Origin of the sequence: Actinoplanes sp. KI2, assembly GCF_025630775.1 — a bacterium.
Taxonomy (GTDB): domain Bacteria; phylum Actinomycetota; class Actinomycetes; order Mycobacteriales; family Micromonosporaceae; genus Actinoplanes.
Genome location: NZ_JAOSZE010000004.1, coordinates 1 through 18,470 on the forward strand (window position 1 = coordinate 1; position 18,470 = coordinate 18,470).

The following is an 18,470-nucleotide window of genomic DNA, read 5'->3' on the forward strand; positions in this document are numbered from 1 at the left end:
GCGGGCCAGCGGCAGCCACGCCTCGATCGCACTGTCGCGCAGCTGGGCGCGGGACGGATGGCCGATCGGCATCGCGGCCATCGCGTTGAGCAACTCGGCGGCGCTGTCGGCCGGCGCGGTGGCGCCGGTGTGGGCGGCCGGCGAGATCTGCGACGTCTCGGTGACGGTCATGCTTGGTCCTCCCTGGCACCTTCCCGGAGAGCCCGGTCCCTGTTGCAGACCCGGTCGGTCGGGCGTCCCTATCGGTGGTCGACGGCTATCGATCCGGTTTCCGTCGACGCTGCATTCGGCCGTTCGGTTACCAAGACCCTAGCCGAGAGGTGGAGAAAAGACTAGCCGAAAGTATGAGTGACTTTGCGTGATGACAACTAATACGGAGTGATCGTTCGATGGTCGTCCACGTCACGCCGGTCGGCCGATGCGGCAAAACTCCAGCTCCGGGCAAGATGGACGCCATGTCCTCGCTGCCCGCCTCGGTTCCGTACCCGAGGGCCGACGAGATATGCCGGTGGACGCTCGCGAGCTTCGGGGAGTTGCGCGGGCTGCGGGCCGACCTTCGCGCGGCGGTGGACGTGGCGGCGGCCGGTCCGGATGTCACCGATCGGATGACCGTGGTCGCCAACGAGCTGGCCACCAATGCGCTGCGGTACGGCCTGCCGCCGGCCGTCGTGCGCCTGCTGAGCGAGGGCGATCGCCTGATCATCGACGTCTCCGACCACGACCGGGAGGCCGAGCCGCGGGTCGCCGAGGACCGGCCGCTCGGCGCCGGTGGCCTGGGACTTCAGCTCACCCGCACGTTCGCGATCGACGTCGGCTGGTACTCCACCGAGCTCACCAAGCACGTCTGGGCCAGCTTCCCGCGCTGATTGCGCCAACTGCTGGTACAAAGTTCCCCGTGGCGGACTCCTACGTGATCGGCCAGGAGCGAGCGGCCGACGGGTCCGCGACGCTCCTGCACCTCGGCGGCGAACTCGACATCACCGCCCGCGACACGCTGCGCGAGACGATCCTCGCCGCCCTCGACGACGGCGATGTGGTGATCGACCTGGATGCGGTGACCTTCGTCGACTCCGAGGCGCTCGGCGCACTGATCGAGGCCTACCAGGCCGCCCGCGCCCGGCCCGCCGGGTTCCGGGTGGTCAACGCGCACGGCCTGGTCGCCCGGGTGCTCAAGGTGTCCGGCGTGCTGGAGCTGTTCGGCGGATAGATGCCTCTTCTGTACGCGTCGGCCCTGCTGGTCGGCGTGCTCGCGTTCGCGGTGGTGCGCCCGCGCGGCCTGCCCGAGGCGACCGTGGCGGTGCCCGCGGCCGTCGTCGCCGTCGTCGCCGGGTTGCTGCCCTGGCGCGACGTGGTGGCCGAGGTGCGCGCGCTCGGGCCGACCGTCGGGTTCCTCGCCGCCGTGCTGCTGCTCGCCCACCTCGCCGGCGAGCACGGCGTCTTCCGGTACGCCGGTGCACTGACCGCCCGGATCAGCGGCCGGTCGCCGTCCCGGCTGCTGACCGCGGTCTTCGTGGTGGCGTCGCTGACCACCGCCGTGCTCAGCCTGGACGCCACAGTCGTGCTGCTCACGCCGGTCGTGCTGGCCACCGCCGCGCGCACCGGGGCTCGGCCGCGCCCGGCCGCGTACGCGTCGGCGCACCTGGCCAACTCGGCGTCGCTGCTGCTGCCGGTGTCCAACTTGACCAACCTGCTGGCGTTCGCGGCGAGCGGGCTGACGTTTCTCGGGTTTGCCGGGGTGATGGCGCTGCCCTGGCTCGCCGTGATCCTCACCGAGTACGCCGTGTTCCGCTGGTACTTCCGCGTCGACCTGAGCGCGCCGGCCAAACCCGTGATGGCGGGCGACGTGCCGTCCGCGCCCCGCTATGCGCTGGTCGTGCTGGGGCTGACGCTGGCCGGTTTCGTGGTCGCGCAGCCGCTCGGCGTGCACCCGGGCTGGGTTGCCGCCGCGGGTGCGCTCGCGCTCGCCGTGCCCCGCCGGGTCGGGCCGCGGGTGCTGCTGCGCGAGGCGAACCTGCCGTTCTGCGCCTTCGTGCTCGCGCTCGGCGTGGTGGTGCTCGCGGTTCGGCAGCACGGCCTGGACCGGGTGGTGGACGCGCTGGTCCCGGCCGGCGCGGGCGGATGGCAGCTGCTCGCGGTCGCCGGGCTCGCGGCACTGCTGGCCAACGTGGTGAACAACCTGCCGGCCACGCTGGTGCTGGTGCCGGCCGTGCAGGCGCGCCCGGCGCTGCTGCTGGCGGTGCTGCTGGGGGTGAACGTCGGGCCGAACCTCACGTACGTGGGCTCGCTGGCCACCCTGCTGTGGCGGCAGATCCTGCACAGCCGGGACGCCCCGCCGGACGGTCGGGACTTCCTGAAGCTGGGTCTGGTGAGCGTGCCGGCCGCGCTCGTCGCGGGCGTGCTCGCGCTCTGGCTGGCACTGGCCCTGACCGGAACCTAGGAGCGCACCACCGCCGCCGCGCCGGGATCGGTCCGGGGAACGACCGAGGTGATCCGGAGGGGGATCGGCGGCGGGGTGCGTCCGACGAAGTTAGTCTTGTCGATGCATTCCGTAACACGCAAGTAATCTGAGTTACGGAACCGGTTTCGGCACACCGGCGCCTACAGGAGCATGCCCCCGGACGCCTCGATGCGCTGACCGGTGATCCATCTGGTGTTGTCCGCGAGCATCGCGACCATCACGCCGGCGATGTTCTCGGGCTCGCCGAGCCGGCCGAACGCGATCTGGCCGCTGAGATGCGCCCGGACGGCGTCGTTGTCGCGCAGCATGCCGCCGCCGAAGTCGGTCGCCGTGGCGCCGGGGGCGACCACGTTCACGCCGATGCCGCGCGGGCCCAACTCCTTGGCCAGGTAGCGGGTGAAGACCTCGACCGCCGCCTTGATCGACCCGTACGCGGCGTAGCTGCCGTCCCCGGTGAAGCGGGCCAGCCCGGTGGAGACGTTGAGAATCCGGCCGCCGTCGGCGATCATCGGCAGCAGCGCCTGGGTCAGGAAGAACATGCCGCGCAGGTGGACGTTCATCAACTCGTCGAACGCCGCGACCGGGAAGTCGGCGATCTTCCCGCCGATGCCGACGCCGGCGTTGTTGACCAGGAAGTCGAGGTCCTCCCGGCCGAACCGGTCGCGCAGCACCTCGCGCAGGGACTCGACGAACGCCGGATACGAGTCGAGGTCGCCGACCGTCAGCGGGAGAGCGATCGCGTCGATCTTCTCGCCCGGGTCTTCCCGGTACGTGTAGATGACCTCGACGCCCTCCTCGATCAAGGCGAGGGCGGTGGCCCGGCCGAGTCCGCGGTTGCCGCCGGTGATCAGGGCGATTTTCGGCATGGTGGTGCCTTTCTGCGTACGGGGTGGATGGGGCTCAGTCGCCGACCGCGGCGAGCAGCTGGAGCTTCTCGTGGCTCGGCGAGCCGGGAACCGCGGTGAAGACCAGCAGCACCTGCGACTGGTCGGGGTCGAGCAGCGTCTGGCAGTAGAGCTCGAGCTCGCCGAGCGAGGGATGGGCGAAGCGTTTCCGGTCGAGATGGGTGACCCCGACCTCGTGGGCGGCCCAGATCTCGGCGAACTCCGGGCTGGCCGCGAGCAGCGCCGTGACGAGCTCGCCGGCCCGGCTGTCCGGTGCCGTCGCGTACACCTCGCGCAGCTGGGCGGTGAAGACGCGGGCGTGCGTCGGGTGGTCCTCGACCGGGTAGATCCGGCGCGAGTCGGGGTTGGTGAACCAGCGGTAGACCATGTAGCGGTCCAGCCCGCTGTACCGCGTCTCGTCGCCGAGCAGCGCCACGGCCGGCCGGGTCTGCCGCAGCGTCTCGCCGAACCGGGAGAGCACCAGGGCCGGGGTGTCGGCGAGGCGGTCGAAGATCCGCATCATGCCGGGGCCGATGTGGTCCTCGCGCAGCGCCCGCCGCGGCGCCGGGTGCCCGCCGAGCAGGAAGAGGTGGTCACGCTCGTCGAGGCTCAGGTGCAGCGCCCGGGCCAGCGCCGCGAGCATCTGCTCGGACGGCATCGGGCCGCGTTGCTGCTCGATCCGGCCGTAGTAGTCGGCCGACATGCCGGCCAGCGCCGCGACCTCCTCGCGGCGGAGCCCGCCGGTGCGGCGGCGCTGCCCCCGCGGCAGCCCGACATCCTCCGGCCGGAGCGCCTCGCGGCGGGTCCGGAGAAAGTCGGCCAGTTGCGCCCGATCCATCAGCTCAGCCTCCCGTGGTGACCACTAAAGACTGGCCCGAACGCGAGATCCGAGGAAGGTCGAACCTATCCAGGGATCGACTGTCCCTGGCTACCGCCCGACGGATGCACCGTGTGCCGCGCGGCCTGACGCAGGTCGAGGTCCTCGATCATCGAGCGGGCGACCTCCTCGGTCAGCCGGTGCTCGTTCACCGCCAGGCCCAGCGCCCGCCGCTGCGCGTCGAACGACCCGTCCACGTCGGCGGCCGGCTCGGCGGCGGCCTCGGCCACGACCTGCCGCCCCACCTCTTGCAAGCGCTCCTCCTCGGCGCGCTCGCCGGACAGGTCGAACCTGAGCCGCCGGGTCAGCCAGCCGATGGTGGTGCCCTGCACCAGCAGCGTGCCCAGCGTCACGAACAGCGCGATCGCCAGGATCGCGTTCCGGCCGGGCACCCTCTCGGGGATCGAGCCGGCCGCGGCGAGGGTGAGGATGCCGCGCATGCCGATCCAGCCGACCAGCAGCGTCTCCTTCTGCGTCGGCGGGGCCAGTGGCTCGCCGCCGCGCCGCCGGCGCCGGGACATCCGCTTCTGCCATGCGGCCTTGAACTCCGCGTCCCGCGCGAGCCGGCGGGCGACCATCCACTCTCGCAGGTTCCAGCGTCCGAACAGCAGATACACCGCGACCAGCCGGAACAGGATCGCCACCGCCAGCAGCACGCCCGCGGCGACCAGCGTCCGGGACAGGCCCGGCTCGGACTCGTGCGCGAGGTCCTCGAGGACGAACTTCAACTGCAGGCCGATGTACGCGAAGACGAACGTCTCCAGCAGGAAGTCGAGCACCGGCCAGAACGCGTCCTCCTGCAGCCGGGTGAGGTAGGCGCCCGGGTACTGATGTTTGGGGTCGAGGGTCAGGTTGATGCTCACGAAGAACGCCGCCATCACCACCGCGAGGATGCCGGACGCGTGCGCCTCCTCCGCGACCAGGTACGCGGTGAACGGCAGCAGCAGCACCAGCGTCGTCTCCAGCGTGGCGTTGCCGAGTCGCTTGCGGATGAACAGCGTGGCGACCGCGAGCAGGCCGCCGATCCCGATCCCGACGAACGAGTTCCGCAGCAGCTCCAGCCCGCCGTGCTGCCACGAGGTGTGCTCGCCGTTGACCGCGCCGATCGCGATCGTGAACAGGGTCAGCGCGGTGGCGTCGTTGACCAGGCTCTCCCCGGTCAGGATCGAGGTGACCCGCTTGGGCAGGCCGATCTCGTCGCCGTGCGACACGGTGGTGATCGTGTCGGGCGGGGCGAGCACCGCCCCCAGCACGAACGCGGCCGCGCCCATCCCGGGCAGCAGCCACGAGGCGACCAGCCCGAGCAGGCCGGCGGTGAGCAGCACCAGCAGCACGCCGAGCGTCACGATCGCGCGCAGGTTCGCGCCGAACGCGCTGAACGACGCGCCGCGGGTCGCCGAGTAGAGCAGCGGCGGCACCACGACGGCGAGGATCAGCTCGCTCTTCAGCTCGAGCTGCGGCACCCCGGGCAGGAACGAGGCCGCCGCCGCGAGCACCACGATGATCAGCCCAGGTTCGATGTTCCGCTTCTTGGCGACCGCCGAGATCGCGATGCCGGCACCGATGATGAGCAGGAGCTGCACGCCGTCCACGGTGATCAGGCTAAAGGGGGAGTACGACGGACCGACGGATGGGGCGAATTCGCTGGAAAGCGCGTTTTGGTGGATGTCGGAGCGGCCCGAAACCTGGCCGGGGAATGCCGGTTGTGGGACGCATCGCTCCACCTAATGGGGGTGCCTGGCCCGCCGACGCCGGTATGCTCACCGACGGGCCGTGACTGGCGTGTTCGGATGGGATAACCATTGGGGAGCGGCCCCGTCGCCAATGACGACTGCCGCGCGCCTGGGCCCCCTTGCACCGTGATAAGGAGGACCCATGTCCGAGCTGAATGCCGAGTCCGCCGCTTTCCGCAGCGCGCTCGAGGTGGTCCGTTCCGTAGAGCCGCGCATCGCCGACGCGATCGCCAAGGAACTCAACGACCAGCGCGAGTCCCTGAAGCTGATCGCCAGCGAGAACTACGCCTCCCCGGCCGTGCTGCTCGCCATGGGCAACTGGCTCTCCGACAAGTACGCCGAGGGCACCATCGGCCGTCGCTTCTACGCCGGCTGCCAGAACGTGGACACCGTCGAGGCGGTCGCCGTCGAGCACGCGAAAGCCCTGTTCGACGCGCCGTACGCGTACGTCCAGCCGCACTCCGGCATCGATGCGAACCTGGTCGCGTACTGGGCGATCCTGGCCGACCGGGTCGAGGTCCCGTACCTCAAGAAGTTCTCCAAGCGCCAGGTCAACGACCTGACCGAGGCCGAGTGGGCGGAGCTGCGCGAGGCCTTCGGCAACCAGCGCATGCTGGGCATGTCGCTGGACGCCGGCGGTCATCTCACGCACGGCTTCCGGCCGAACATCTCCGGCAAGATGTTCAACCAGCGCAGCTACGGCGTCGACCCGGCCACCGGCCAGATCGACTACGCCGCCCTCCGCGAGTCGGCCCGCGAGTTCAAGCCGCTGATCATCGTGGGTGGCTACTCGGCCTACCCGCGCAAGGTGAACTTCGCCAAGATGCGCGAGATCGCCGACGAGGTCGGCGCCACCTTCATGGTCGACATGGCGCACTTCGCGGGCCTGGTCGCCGGCAAGGTCTTCACCGGCGACTTCAACCCGGTCGAGCACGCCCACATCGTCACCACCACCACCCACAAGAGCCTGCGGGGCCCGCGCGGCGGCGCCGTCCTGGCCCAGCCCGGCCTCGCCGACCAGGTCGACCGCGGCTGCCCGATGGTCCTCGGCGGCCCGCTCTCGCACGTGATGGCGGCCAAGGCGATCGCCTTCGCCGAGGCGCGTCGTCCCGAGTTCGCGACCTACGCCCAGCAGATCGTCACCAACAGCCAGGCGCTCGCCGAGGGCCTGGTCAAGCGCGGCGTCCGGCTGGTCAGCGGCGGCACCGACAACCACCTGGTGCTGCTCGACGTGCACCCGTTCGGCCTCACCGGCCGCCAGGCCGAGCAGGCCCTGCTGGACAGCGGCGTGGTCACCAACCGCAACGCGATCCCGCAGGACCCGAACGGTGCCTGGTACACCTCCGGCATCCGGATCGGCACCCCGGCGCTGACCAGCCGCGGCCTCGGCGTCGACGAGATGGACCAGATCGCCGATCTGATCCACACCGTGCTGGCCAACACCAGCCCGGCCGAGGGCTCGAAGGCCAAGTACAACCTCGACCCGGCCCTCGCCGACCGGGTCAGCAAGCAGGCGACCGAGCTGCTCGCGCCGTTCCCGCTCTACCCGTCGGTCGACCTGGGCTGATTTTTCAAGTCCAGTATTGGCCGGCGCCGGGGCTCATCCCGTCCGGGTGAGCCCCGGCGCACGGCGGACTGGCACGGTTGTGGTCATGATGCGTGGTGGTCTCGCGGCCGTCCTGGTGGCGGTGCTCGCCGGCGGCGTGCTGTCGGGCTGTGGCCGTGCCGCGCCGCCGACGAGCAGCCCGGGCTCGGCCTCCGGCGCGGCCGCGCTCCCCCGCTCGATCGTCGCGCTGGGTGACTCGGTGCCGCGCGGCACCAACTGCGACTGCACGCCGTACCCGCCGCTCACGGCCGGCGACCTCGGGACGACGATCGGGTCCGAGGTGAGCGCCACCAACGACTCCGTCGCCGGCTACACCACCGACGGCGTGCTGCGGCAGCTCGACAAGGACGAATCCGTGATCAAGCACGTCGGCGGCGCGGACGTCGTGGAGATCGAGGTCGGCGCGAACGACGTGGCGCACACCGGCTCCTGCGGCACCGACTTGTCCTGCTACACCGACGAGATCCCGCAGGTGGAGAAGAACCTGACGACCATCGTCGCCCGGGTGCACGAACTGACCGGCGGCGCGCACGTCGTGGTCGTGCTGCTGGACTACTGGAGTGTCTGGCTGGGCGGAAGCTACGCGGCCGCCGAGGGCGAGGCCTACGTGGCGACCGCCCAGGAGCTGACCGACGAGATCAACGCGGCCATCAAGTCGGTGGCGACCGCATCCGGTTCGGTCTATGTCGACCTGCGGGCCGCCTTCAAGGGCCCCGACTACGCGTACGACGAGACGCATTACCTCTCCGACGACGGCGACCACCCGAACGCCGCGGGCCACCGGCAGATCGCCGACGCCACCGCGGCGGCGGTCGCGACCACGCTGCACCTCACGCGATAGAGCAGCGCTTTAAACCATCCGGTTGACTCCACGGTGAGTCGGGTCTACGGTGACTTTCAACCGCAAAGTTGAAAGGCCGGCCGATGACCACGGACACGCTGACCCGCGTCTTCGCCGCCCTCGCCGACCCGACCCGCCGCGACATGGTGGCCCGGCTCGCCGAGGGCGACGCCACCGCCAACCAGCTGGCCGAGCCGTATCGGATGACCCTGCAGGCGGTCTACAAGCACCTGCGAGTGCTGGAGGACGCCGGTCTGGTCACCCGCCCGCCGGGGCCGCAGCCCCGCGCGGTCCATCTGGAGGTGCAGGTGTTCGACCTGATGGACAACTGGATCGAGCGACACCGCCGGCGCGCCGAGCAGCGTTACCGCCGCTTGGACGCACTGCTGGCCGCATTCGACGAAACCGAGACGGACGGAGACGAGGCATGAACCTGATCCCCGAGACCACCATCGAGGCCGACCCGAGCGTGCCGGTCATCCGGCTGACCCGCGAGTTCGCCGCCCCGGCCGCGCGGTTGTTCCGCGCGCACACCGATCCCGCCCTGTTCGCCCGCTGGGTAGGGCCCGACCGGCTCACCACCAAGATCGAGCAGTGGGATGCCCGGCCCGGCGGCAGTTGGCGGTACTGCTCGGTCGGCGACGGCCAGGAGTTCTGGTTCCGCGGGTGCTTCCATGACGTACGCCCGGACCGGATCGTGCAGACCTTCACGTACGAGGGCGAGCCCGACGGCGTGGCGCTGGAGACGCTCTGGATCGACGACCTCGGCGACGGCCGCAGCCGGCTGCGCGCCCAGTCGCTGGTCGACAGCTTCGCCGCCCGGGACGCCTGGCTGCGGTCCGGCATGGAGGTCGGCGTCAACGAGGGTTACGCCAAGCTGGAGAGGATGCTTCTCGATGGGAATCTCTGACCGTCCCGCCGAGCGTCACCGGCAGATCGCCGGCCTGTTCACCGACCGGGTCCGCGGCACGCGGGAGTGGGACGTCCCGGCCCCGGTCCCGGAGTGGACCGCCCGCGACGTCGTCCGTCACCTGGTGGAGTGGCTGCCCGCGTTCCTCGCCTCGGGCGCGCAGATCGAGCTGCCCAAAGGGCCGCCGGTCGACGAAGACCCGGTCGGCGCCTGGCAGGCGCACGCCGACGCGGTGCAGGCGCTGCTCGACGACCCCGGGACGGCCGATCGCAAGCTCACCAACCCGCACCTCGGCAGCCTGCCGCTGGATGCCGCGATCGACCAGTTCTACACCTCCGACGTCTTCATGCACACCTGGGACCTGTCCCGCGCGACCGGCCAGGACGACCGGTTGGATCCCGGCTTCTGCGCGACGCTGCTGAGCGGGATGGAGCCGATGGAGGAGATCATCCGCTCGTCCGGCCAGTACGGCCCGCGGGTCGAGGTGCCCGCCGATGCGGACGTGCAGGCCCGGATGCTGGGTTTCATCGGGCGCGACCCGTACTGGAAGCCCGCAGCCTAGCCGGACTGCTCCCGCGCTTTTGCTAATGCCGGCCCCGCCCGCATCCGATATTGGGGGCCGAACCGGAGCGGAGAGGAGGGGTCATGAACCAGTTCGTGGACAACGCCTACGTCGTGGCCAGCAACCTGTTCGGTCCGGAATCCGGCATTCCGTGGTGGGTGTGGGTCTTCGCGGTCGGCGCGATCGCGTTCAAGCTGTTCATCCCCGTGCCCAAGACCGCCCGGGACCTGGCCAACGAGCACGAGCGCCGGGTCTACGAAGATCTGGTGTTCAGCGAGCGGGCCAAGGGCGGCAGGAACGGCAAGAAAGCCAAGAAGCGAAAGCGATAGACGTACGCGACGACCGGCCCGCAGCGGCCGGTCGTCGTCGTTCGGCGGTGACGCCGGGCGATCACTCGCCCGGCGAAACCGCTGCGCCCACCTGCTGATCGGGCGGCGGCGCGGCCCCCGTCATGATCGCCACGGCCTCGGACATCGAGTGCGACTTCGGGGTGATCACCGTGGCCCGGCGGCCGAGCCGCTGGATGTGGATGCGGTCGGCGACCTCGAAGACGTGCGGCATGTTGTGGCTGATCAGGATCACCGGTAGCCCCCGGTCGCGGACGTCGCGGATCAGCTGGAGGACCCGGTTGCCCTCCTTGACGCCGAGCGCCGCGGTCGGCTCGTCGAGGATCACCACCTTGCTGCCGAACGCGGCCGACCGGGCCACCGCCACCGCCTGCCGCTGGCCGCCGGAGAGCGACTCGACGGCCTGGCCGATGTTCTGCAGGGTGCCTACGCCGAGGTCGGCCATGTGCTGCTTCGCCTCGGCGCGCATCCGGCTGCGGTCGAGCATCCGGAAGACCGAGCCGAGCGCGCCGGGCTTGCGCTCCTCGCGACCGAGGAACAGGTTGTCGGCGATGTCCAGGCCCGGGGCGACGGCGAGCGTCTGGTAGACCGTCTCGATGCCGGCGGCGCGGGCGTCCATCGGCGTACGGAAATGGACCTGGTTTCCGTCCAGGAAGATCTGGCCCTCGTCCGGGATGAGAGCGCCGGAGAGCGCCTTGATCAGGCTGGACTTGCCGGCGCCGTTGTCGCCGATCACCGCGAGGATCTCGCCGGGGTAGAGCTCGAGGTCGCTGCCGTCGATCGCCACGACCCGGCCGTAGCGCTTCACGAGGCCCTTGGCCTGAAGGACCGGACTGCCGTTGGTCGTCACGACTGCGCCTCCTTTGACATGCCCTTCTGGCCCTCGCGTCCGATGCCGTCGTCCGCTGCGGCTAGCTGCAGCTCGGTGCAGGCGGTCATGTCTTTACCTTCCTGATCCACTGGTCCAGCGAGACCGCAACCAGGACGAGCAGGCCGATGGCGAAGCCCTGCCAGACGACCTCGACACCGGCCAGCTGCAGGCCGTTGCGGAAGACGCCGACGATGAGCGCGCCGATCAGGGTGCCGATCACGCTGCCCCGGCCGCCGAAGAGGCTGGTGCCGCCGAGCACGACCGCGGTGATGGAGTCGAGGTTGTACTCGGTGCCGACGTTCGGGCTGGCCGACGCGAGCCGCCCGATCAGGATCCAGCCGCCGATCGCGTAGAGCAGCCCGGCCACGGTGTAGACCGAGAACAGCACCCGGCCGGTCTGGATGCCGGCCAGCCGCGCGGCCTCGACGTCGTCGCCGGTCGCGTACACGTGCTTGCCCCAGGCCGTACGGGAAAGGGCATAGAAGAAGTACGCGAACAGCAGCAGCATGATGATCGAGCCGTAGGTGAGCCGGAAGTTCCCGATCGGGAACGAGGTTCCGGTCCAGGTCATCAGCGCCGGCATGTCCGTGCCGCGGACCGTCTGCGACTGGCTGACCACCGAGTTCAGCGAGAAGAAGATGGTGAGCGTGCCGAGCGTGACGATGAACGGCGGCAGTTTGATCTTCGTGACCAGCATGCCGTTGATCGCGCCCATCGCCGTGCCGCAGGCCAGCCCGAGGATCAGTGCGATCACCCCGGGCATGCCGGCCTTGGTGCAGAAGTTCGCCATCAGGATCGAGGAGAAGACCGCGATGGCGCCGGCCGACAGGTCGATGCCGGCGGTCAGGATGATCAGCGTCTGCCCGAGGGCGAGCGTGGCGATGACCGTGACCTGTTGGAGGACCAGCGAGAGGTTCGTGGCCGTGAGGAACCGGGCGTTGACGATGGAGAACGCGATGATCGCCACGATCAGCACGGCCAGCGGCCCGAGGACCGGGTTGGCGTGCAGGGCGTGTTGGACGCGCAGGCCGAACGAGTCGTGCCGGCGCACATCGAAGTCAGCGGTGGCGGTTGCCATGTTTCACCCCCAGCAGTTCTGCTTGCCCCACGTGGAGTCCTTCGCCTCCACGCCGGCCTGCGGGTCGTCGGTGATCAGTTGGGTCCCGGTGTCGTAGAAGTCCTTGCCGGGCGTCGGCTGCGGCTTGGTGCCGTCCTTCGCGTACGCGGCGATCGCCTGGACCCCGAGTTCGGCCATCTTGAGCGGGAACTGCATGCTCGTCGCGCCGATCACGCCCTTGGAGACGTTGTCGACGCCCGGGCAGCCGCCGTCGATCGAGACGATGGTGATGTCCTTGGTCTTGCCGGCGTTCTTGATGGCCTGGTACGCGCCGGCCGCCGCGGGCTCGTTGATCGTGTAGACCAGGTTGATCGACGGGTCCTTCTGCAGCAGGTTCTCCATCGCGGTCCGGCCGCCGTCCTCGGCGCCGTCGGTGACGTCGTGCCCGGCGATCCGCGGGTCGTTCTCGTCACCGATCTTGTTGGGGTCGCCGACCGGGATGCCGAAGCCGTCGAGGAAGCCCTGATCCCGCTTCACGTCGACGGAGACGCCGTTGGGGTTGAGGTCGAGCATGGCGATCTTCGCCTGCTTGCCGTCCTTGGCGAACTTCGCCTTCGCCCACTGGCCGATCAGCTTGCCGGCCTGGTAGTTGTCGGTGGCGAAGGTGGCGTCCGCGGCGTCCGGCGGGTCGACCGGCGTGTCCAGGGCGATCACCAGCATCTTCTGCTGGTGCGCCTTGTCGATCGACGGCACGATCGCCTTGGAGTCGTTCGGGGTGATCAGGAAACCCTTGGCGCCGTACGACATCAGGTTCTCGATCGCCTGCACCTGGGACTCGTTGTCGCCGTCCTGCTTGCCGGCGAACGTCTGGAGTTCGAGGCCCTGCTTCCTGGCCTCGCTCTGGGCGCCCTTCTTCATCTGTACGAAGAACGGGTTCGTGTCGGTCTTTGTGATCAGTCCGACGACGTCCTCGCCGGACCCTCGGTTGCAGGCGACAGTCGAGCCGAGCACCAGCGTCATCACGCAGCCGGCGGCCACCGTCCTTCCGGTTATGAGCATGCCATCTCCCAACCGATTTAGCACAAATCGAGGGACAACGTTGATTCGCAGTAGACGCCCAGGCACCATCTATGTCAACAGCGAGTTTCCGGCAGGTTGCGCTACGTGATCTTCATTGACGGAGGTCGATGATGACCATCGGTGTGCTGATCGAAGACGTGTCCCATCCGTTCGCGGCCGCCCTGCATCGAGCCGTGTCCGAGGAGGCCGAAGCGCGCGGGGTCCAGGTGATCACCGGCAGCCTTTCGTCGGCGCGAGAACGGCAGCTCGCGGCGGCCTTCGCGCGGAAAACGGAAGGCCTGATCCTGGCGCCGATGGCGGCGGATCAGAGCCACCTGTCCGGATTTGTCGGGCCGGTCGTCTTCGTCGATCGCGGGCCGGCCGGGCTGGCCGGGGACATGATCGTGTCGACCAACGTGGCCGGGGCGGCCGCCGGCACCCGGCATCTGGTCGCCCAGGGGCACCGGCGGATCGCGTACCTGGGAGACCTGCGCAGGCTGACGACGGCGCGGGACCGGCATCGGGGTTATCTGCGAGCGCTCGGCGGCCGGACCGGCCCGGTGGCACACGAACTGCGCGACTCGGCCGCGGCCGAGCGGGCCACGATCGCCATGCTGCGCGCGCCCGACCCGCCGACGGCGATCTTCGCGGCCCGGCACGTGATCACGGTCGGCGCGGTGCGGGCCCTGCGGAGGCTGGGCCGCCAGCACGAGGTCGCCCTGGTCGGCTTCGACGACTTCCCGCTCGCCGACCTGCTCGACCCGCCGGTCACCGTGGTCGCGCAGGACCCGGCGCGGATCGGACGGACGGCCGTGACCACCCTCTTCGACCGGATGGACGGCGACAAAGGACCGCCGCGCGAGATCAGGGTCCCGACGACTCTGATCCCGCGCGGCAGCGGTGAGATCCCTACGGGAAGTTGGTGACCGTGCGCGGCGTGACCGCGTCGGCCGTGGCCGCGTCGCCGATGTTGTTGACGACGTGGTCGATCGTGCCGGAGGCGAGCGAGATGGTGAAGATGTTGTGCAGCTTCACCCCGCCGTTCGCCGGCGCCTGGAACCCGTTCGCCGAGTGCACGGCCGGGTTCGCGTTGAAGTAGCAGTAGCTGCCCAGGCCCCAGGCCTCGTGGCTGGTCACGCTGTCGGCCACCTTGTACGCCGGGTACCCGGTGCCGTCACTGCGCCAGGCGGCGTTGGACGGCGGGTCGTACGGCTGCTCGTTCTGCAGGAAGTAGGTCCGCCCGCCGTTGCCGTTCCAGAGCACCTCGTTCTTCTGGTAGTGCTCGACGAACAGGCCGTACGCCGTGACGTTCTGCCCGTTCACGATCAGGCCAGTGTCCGCGGTGTTGACCGTCCAGCCGACGCCGGTGCCGTGGTCGGCCCGCCACGCCCAGATGTGGTCGATGATCACGTTGCTGCTGTTCACGGCCAGGCTGTTGGTGGCCTTGCCGGCGCCCGCCCCGCCGATCCGGAAGAACACGTCCTGGATCGTGGTGGGGTTGGACGCGTGACTCGCCGACGAGCCGGACGGCCCGACGACCAGCAGGTTCGCCGAGTTGGTGGTGCCCGCGTCGAAGAGCAGACCGGCGATCTTCACACCGTCCACGTCGGCCACCTGCATCGGGGTGACCCCGTTGTCCGGGATGATGGTCGCGTAGCCGAGGCCCATGATCACGGTGTTCGCCCGGGTCACGTTGATCGTCTGGTTGACGTGGTAGATGCCCGGCTGGAACATCAGGTTCAGGCCCTGGGAGAGGGCCTGGTTGATGGTCGCCGCCGAGTCGCCCGGCTTCACCACGTAGAACTGGGTCAGCGGCAGGCTGCTGCCCGGGGTGTTGCCGTTCGCCCAGGTCACGCCGGAGGCGTTGGTCTGCAGGTTGGGCACCCACACCGCGTAGTTGCCGCCGGTCTGGTACAGGTACGGCTTCTCCCGGATCACCGGGGTGGTGCCGATCGTGGTGTACGGCGGGTTCGGGAAGCTGGTCGCCGGTGCGCCCTGCACGCCCACGAACACCTGGTTCCACACCGCGTTCGAGTTCGACCCGATCTGGCTGTTGCGGGTGAACCACTGCTGCTGCGAGTACTGACCCTCGGTGCCGCTGATCCGCGAGTCGGCGATGTAGCCGCCGGACGCCCAGCCGTAGCCGTTCGGCGCCAGGTTCACGCCGCCGTGCACGTCGATCCGGCGGAACGGCGCGGCCTGCGAGACCGCCCACCGGTCGTCACCGGAGACCGGGTAGAGCGACACGTTCTCCACCGACCGCCAGAAGTTCTGGGTCGCGTTGCCGTTCATCCAGCCCGCGTCGACCGTGATGTCGCCGTGGATCTGCACGTCCTGCGGGTTCTGGCCGAGGCCGAGCACCGAGGTGTAGAAGCCGACCTGGATGTTCAGGCCGCTGTACGAGCCCGGCTTGAACGCCAGCACGTACCGCTGGGTGCCGAACTGGTTCGACTCCTGCTGGTGGAAGATCGTGTCGGCCTGGCTCTGGATCGACGCGCTCGACATGCTCGGGTCGAACACGATCACGTTGGCGCCCAGCGAGCCGCCCGGGGGGACGGTCGGCCCGGTGGTCGGCGGCGTGGTGGTCGGGGGCGTCGTGACGCCGCCGCCGTAAACCTTGAACTCCCACAGCGAGTAGCCGTAGCCGGTGGTGCGCTGGGTGCCGTACATCCGGACGTACCGGCCGGTGCCGTTGACCGTCAGCGACTGGGTGCCACCGGTGCTCGTGGTGGTCGAGTAGATCGAGGTCCAGCTGGTGGCGTTGTCGGACACCTGGATCTGGAACGCCTTCGCGGCCGCGGTCTCCCAGTCCAGCTCGACCCGGGTGATCGTCTGGCTGCTGCCGAGGTCGACCTGGAGCCACTGCGGGTCGGAGAACTGCGACGACCAGCGGGTGCCCAGATTGCCGTCGACCGCCTCGGAGGCGAGGTAGGCGCCGGCCGCCTCGGTCGACGACGCGGTCGCCGGCTTGCCCTGCGAGAGCAGGGTTTCCGCGGCGCTGGCGCCGACGGTCGTGAATGCGGCGAACCCGGCGACCACGACGGCCACGAGGCCGCCGATCGCGCCGAGGCGCCAGGGGGAGCGTCTCCGCGAAGGTGCGGAGCTGACGGGGATGGTCATTGCTTCTCCTTGGGCGGGGAACTGCAAGGGGGACTGCTTGCACCCTCGGGGAGGCCGATCTCTCCACATTTCGGGGAGAGCGCTCCCCCGCAATCGAAGCTAGGTAGCCCCGCCGCGCCCTGTCCAGAGTTGGCCACGGTTCCGGAACCGATCGATAACCGCGGTGGACTTGCGGATGTCACAACACTTTGCCATGACGACTTGCCCTTATGGGCATAGTCGCAGCTCAATGGCGTTCCGCAACTTCCCGTTCATCACCGCCGAGGCGATCGAACCCGGCCGATAACGAAGACCCCGGAACCGGTTCCGGCGCTGATCAGGAAAAGCAGCCTTCCCGACATACCGCCCAGTCGGTCATGAGAGAGCGCTTCCCGACATTCCTAGATGTTGGTCATGCGTTCCAGCTGCTCGGGGTAGCGACCGCCCTGGATCTCGATCCGCGCGGCCGCGTCGTCCAGGTCGCGTACCTCGTCGGCGGTGAGGTCGACCGCGGCGGCGCCGATGTTCTCGGTCAGGCGCTCCAGGCGGCGGGTGCCGGGGATCGGGACGATCCAGGGGCGCTGGGCCAGCAGCCAGGCCAGCGCGATCTGGGCGATCGTGGCGTTCCGGCCGGCGGCGACCTTGCCGAGCAGGTCGACGACGGCCTGGTTGGCGGCCCGCGCCTCGGCCTCGAAGCGGGGAATCGTGCCGCGGATGTCGCCCGGTGTGAAGGTGGTGTTCTGGTCGATCGCGCCGGTCAGGAAGCCCTTGCCGAGCGGGCTGTACGGGACCAGGCCGATGCCGAGCTCGGCGCACATCGGCAGGATCTCCGCCTCGGGCCGCCGCCACCACAGCGAGTACTCGTTCTGCAGGGCGGTCACCGGCTGCACGGCGTGCGCCCGGCGTACCGTCGCCGCGGCAGCCTCGGACATGCCGAAGTGCCGCACCTTGCCGGCCTCGATCAGTTCCCGTACCGCGCCGGCGACGTCCTCGATCGGCACCTCGGGGTTGACCCGATGTTGGTAGAAGAGGTCGATCCGGTCGGTCCGCAGCCGGGTGAGCGACGCGTCGGCGACCCGCTTGATGTGCTCCGGACGGCTGGACAGCCCGGCCTGCTTGCCGTCCGCGGAGAACGCGAACCCGAACTTGGTGGCGATGACGACCTGATCGCGTACGGGTTGCAGCGCCTCCCCGACCAGCTCCTCGTTGACGAACGGCCCGTAGACCTCGGCCGTGTCGAAGAACGTGACGCCGCGGTCGACGGCCGCCCGCAGCAGTGCGATGTTGTCGTCCCGCCCGGGGCCCGGACCGTAGCTCTGGCTCATCCCCATCGCCCCGAACCCGATGGCCGAGACCTCGAGATCCCTACCGAGAATGCGCGTCTGCATCGTCGTCTCCCTCATAGTCGCTACCGCGGACGCTATAGCGGCCGGACCGGGCCCAGGGAGGTTCTGGCGTTACCTCCCACCGGTTTGCCTCTTGCGGGGTGGGCTGGGCGTGAGGACGCTGTGGACACTGGCGGACGGCGTAGCGAAAGGGCTCGGCAGATGGCGTGGGGTGCGGCGAAATGGCGGGCCGTGGTGCTCGATTTTCTGGAGCGGGCGGGTTGGTCGGCCGGTGAGGTCTTCTTCGCCACCCTGCTGGCCGGCGGGACCACGGTCTCGGTTGCCAATCTGCCCTGGGCCTACTCGTTGACCCTTGCCTTCAGCGCGGCGGTCTCCTCGATCGTGCTCACGGCGGTGCAGTACCTGGCCAAGCAGACGAACCTGTCGTTCTGGCCCGACCTGCTCGTGCGGATGGTCAAGACGTTCCTCGGCTCGCTGAGCGCGTCGATCGCGGCCGCCAAGGTCTTCGACCTCACGACGTTCCACTGGAGCGCCGCGCTCAATGTCGCCGTGCTGGCGACCTTGACCGCGCTGGGCAAGGGCCTGCTGGCCCGGCAGTCGGTGGTGCAGGTGGTGCAGGTGGTGCCGGCGGCAGCGCCGGCAGCGTCGGCAGCCGCCTCGGCCGCGCCGATCGAGCGGGCCGCACCGGCGGCGCCGGCCGCGACCGCAACCGTCCGCGAGGCCACCCCGCCCGAGGTGGCAGCCGCGCCGGTTCCGGCCGCGCAAGCGAACCCGTCGACGCTGCCGACCCAGACCTATGTCGAGGCGGTGCAGCAGTGAC

19 protein-coding genes and 1 riboswitch are annotated in these 18,470 nt (G+C 69.8%); of the genes, 11 read left to right on the plus strand and 8 right to left on the minus strand.

Annotation, left to right across the window (positions count from 1 at the left end):
* Positions 1-455 precede the first annotated feature (455 nt).
* The 3 genes from ODJ79_RS04915 to ODJ79_RS04925 are packed head-to-tail and all read left to right on the plus strand — an operon-like array spanning position 456 to position 2,437.
* On the plus strand, positions 456-866 hold the full coding sequence (locus ODJ79_RS04915; protein ID WP_263022107.1) for an ATP-binding protein: 411 nt from the start codon (positions 456-458) through the stop codon (positions 864-866).
* A gap of 29 nt (positions 867-895) precedes the next feature.
* Positions 896-1,207 (plus strand): STAS domain-containing protein, encoded by a 312-nt coding sequence (locus tag ODJ79_RS04920; protein WP_263022108.1) that lies wholly within the window; start codon positions 896-898, stop codon positions 1,205-1,207.
* The gene (locus ODJ79_RS04925) at positions 1,208-2,437 is read left to right on the plus strand and encodes an SLC13 family permease (RefSeq protein WP_263022109.1); all 1,230 of its coding nucleotides are present in this window, start codon (positions 1,208-1,210) and stop codon (positions 2,435-2,437) included.
* A gap of 161 nt (positions 2,438-2,598) precedes the next feature.
* Here ODJ79_RS04925 and ODJ79_RS04930 read toward each other — a convergent pair whose 3' ends face one another.
* The 3 genes from ODJ79_RS04930 to ODJ79_RS04940 form a co-directional block, all read right to left on the minus strand.
* On the minus strand, positions 2,599-3,324 hold the full coding sequence (locus ODJ79_RS04930) for an SDR family NAD(P)-dependent oxidoreductase (protein WP_263022110.1): 726 nt from the start codon (positions 3,322-3,324) through the stop codon (positions 2,599-2,601).
* A gap of 34 nt (positions 3,325-3,358) precedes the next feature.
* Positions 3,359-4,180 carry a helix-turn-helix transcriptional regulator gene (locus ODJ79_RS04935; RefSeq protein ID WP_263022111.1) on the minus strand — a complete coding sequence of 274 codons (822 nt, stop codon included), beginning with the start codon at positions 4,178-4,180 and terminating at the stop codon, positions 3,359-3,361.
* Positions 4,181-4,245: 65 nt separating this feature from the next.
* Positions 4,246-5,811, minus strand: coding sequence for a cation:proton antiporter (locus tag ODJ79_RS04940; RefSeq protein WP_263022112.1), 1,566 nt, complete (start codon positions 5,809-5,811; stop codon positions 4,246-4,248).
* Between the two features lie 171 nt (positions 5,812-5,982).
* Positions 5,983-6,074, plus strand: a riboswitch (ZMP/ZTP riboswitch).
* Between the two features lie 20 nt (positions 6,075-6,094).
* Between ODJ79_RS04940 and ODJ79_RS04945 the strand changes: the two genes are divergently transcribed.
* The 6 genes from ODJ79_RS04945 (at position 6,095) to ODJ79_RS04970 (ending at position 10,200) form a co-directional block, all read left to right on the plus strand.
* A complete protein-coding gene (locus ODJ79_RS04945; protein ID WP_263022113.1) occupies positions 6,095-7,519 on the plus strand; it encodes a glycine hydroxymethyltransferase in 1,425 nt (474 codons plus the stop codon).
* 85 nt (positions 7,520-7,604) lie between these two features.
* Positions 7,605-8,399: an SGNH/GDSL hydrolase family protein gene (locus tag ODJ79_RS04950; RefSeq protein ID WP_263022114.1), complete on the plus strand. Its 795-nt coding sequence runs from the start codon at positions 7,605-7,607 to the stop codon at positions 8,397-8,399.
* An 83-nt stretch (positions 8,400-8,482) separates the two neighbouring features.
* The gene (locus ODJ79_RS04955; RefSeq protein WP_263022115.1) at positions 8,483-8,830 is read left to right on the plus strand and encodes an ArsR/SmtB family transcription factor; all 348 of its coding nucleotides are present in this window, start codon (positions 8,483-8,485) and stop codon (positions 8,828-8,830) included.
* Positions 8,827-9,309, plus strand: coding sequence for an SRPBCC family protein (locus ODJ79_RS04960; RefSeq protein ID WP_263022116.1), 483 nt, complete (start codon positions 8,827-8,829; stop codon positions 9,307-9,309). Before ODJ79_RS04955 ends, ODJ79_RS04960 begins: the two co-directional genes overlap by 4 nt.
* Entirely contained in the window at positions 9,296-9,871 is a 576-nt protein-coding gene (locus ODJ79_RS04965) for a TIGR03086 family metal-binding protein (protein ID WP_263022117.1), read from the plus strand. Before ODJ79_RS04960 ends, ODJ79_RS04965 begins: the two co-directional genes overlap by 14 nt.
* Before the next feature lie 83 nt (positions 9,872-9,954).
* Positions 9,955-10,200, plus strand: coding sequence for a hypothetical protein (locus ODJ79_RS04970; protein ID WP_263022118.1), 246 nt, complete (start codon positions 9,955-9,957; stop codon positions 10,198-10,200).
* A gap of 61 nt (positions 10,201-10,261) precedes the next feature.
* Here ODJ79_RS04970 and ODJ79_RS04975 read toward each other — a convergent pair whose 3' ends face one another.
* The 3 genes from ODJ79_RS04975 to ODJ79_RS04985 form a co-directional block, all read right to left on the minus strand.
* On the minus strand, positions 10,262-11,068 hold the full coding sequence (locus ODJ79_RS04975) for an ATP-binding cassette domain-containing protein (protein ID WP_263022119.1): 807 nt from the start codon (positions 11,066-11,068) through the stop codon (positions 10,262-10,264).
* 85 nt (positions 11,069-11,153) lie between these two features.
* Positions 11,154-12,167 carry an ABC transporter permease gene (locus tag ODJ79_RS04980; RefSeq protein ID WP_263022120.1) on the minus strand — a complete coding sequence of 338 codons (1,014 nt, stop codon included), beginning with the start codon at positions 12,165-12,167 and terminating at the stop codon, positions 11,154-11,156.
* A gap of 3 nt (positions 12,168-12,170) precedes the next feature.
* Positions 12,171-13,205, minus strand: a complete 1,035-nt coding sequence (locus tag ODJ79_RS04985; RefSeq protein WP_263022121.1) for a sugar ABC transporter substrate-binding protein — start codon at positions 13,203-13,205, stop codon at positions 12,171-12,173.
* A gap of 131 nt (positions 13,206-13,336) precedes the next feature.
* Here ODJ79_RS04985 and ODJ79_RS04990 point away from each other — a divergent pair, with 131 nt between their 5' ends.
* On the plus strand, positions 13,337-14,131 hold the full coding sequence (locus ODJ79_RS04990) for a substrate-binding domain-containing protein (protein ID WP_263022122.1): 795 nt from the start codon (positions 13,337-13,339) through the stop codon (positions 14,129-14,131).
* Here the strand turns inward: ODJ79_RS04990 and ODJ79_RS04995 are convergent.
* Both ODJ79_RS04995 and ODJ79_RS05000 read right to left on the minus strand, forming a co-directional pair.
* Positions 14,115-16,325, minus strand: coding sequence for a discoidin domain-containing protein (locus tag ODJ79_RS04995; RefSeq protein WP_263022123.1), 2,211 nt, complete (start codon positions 16,323-16,325; stop codon positions 14,115-14,117). The genes ODJ79_RS04990 and ODJ79_RS04995 overlap by 17 nt on opposite strands.
* A 380-nt stretch (positions 16,326-16,705) precedes the next feature.
* Positions 16,706-17,692 (minus strand): aldo/keto reductase, encoded by a 987-nt coding sequence (locus ODJ79_RS05000; protein ID WP_263022124.1) that lies wholly within the window; start codon positions 17,690-17,692, stop codon positions 16,706-16,708.
* 159 nt (positions 17,693-17,851) lie between these two features.
* Here ODJ79_RS05000 and ODJ79_RS05005 point away from each other — a divergent pair, with 159 nt between their 5' ends.
* Positions 17,852-18,469, plus strand: a complete 618-nt coding sequence (locus ODJ79_RS05005) for a hypothetical protein (protein WP_263022125.1) — start codon at positions 17,852-17,854, stop codon at positions 18,467-18,469.
* Position 18,470: the final 1 nt, after the last annotated feature.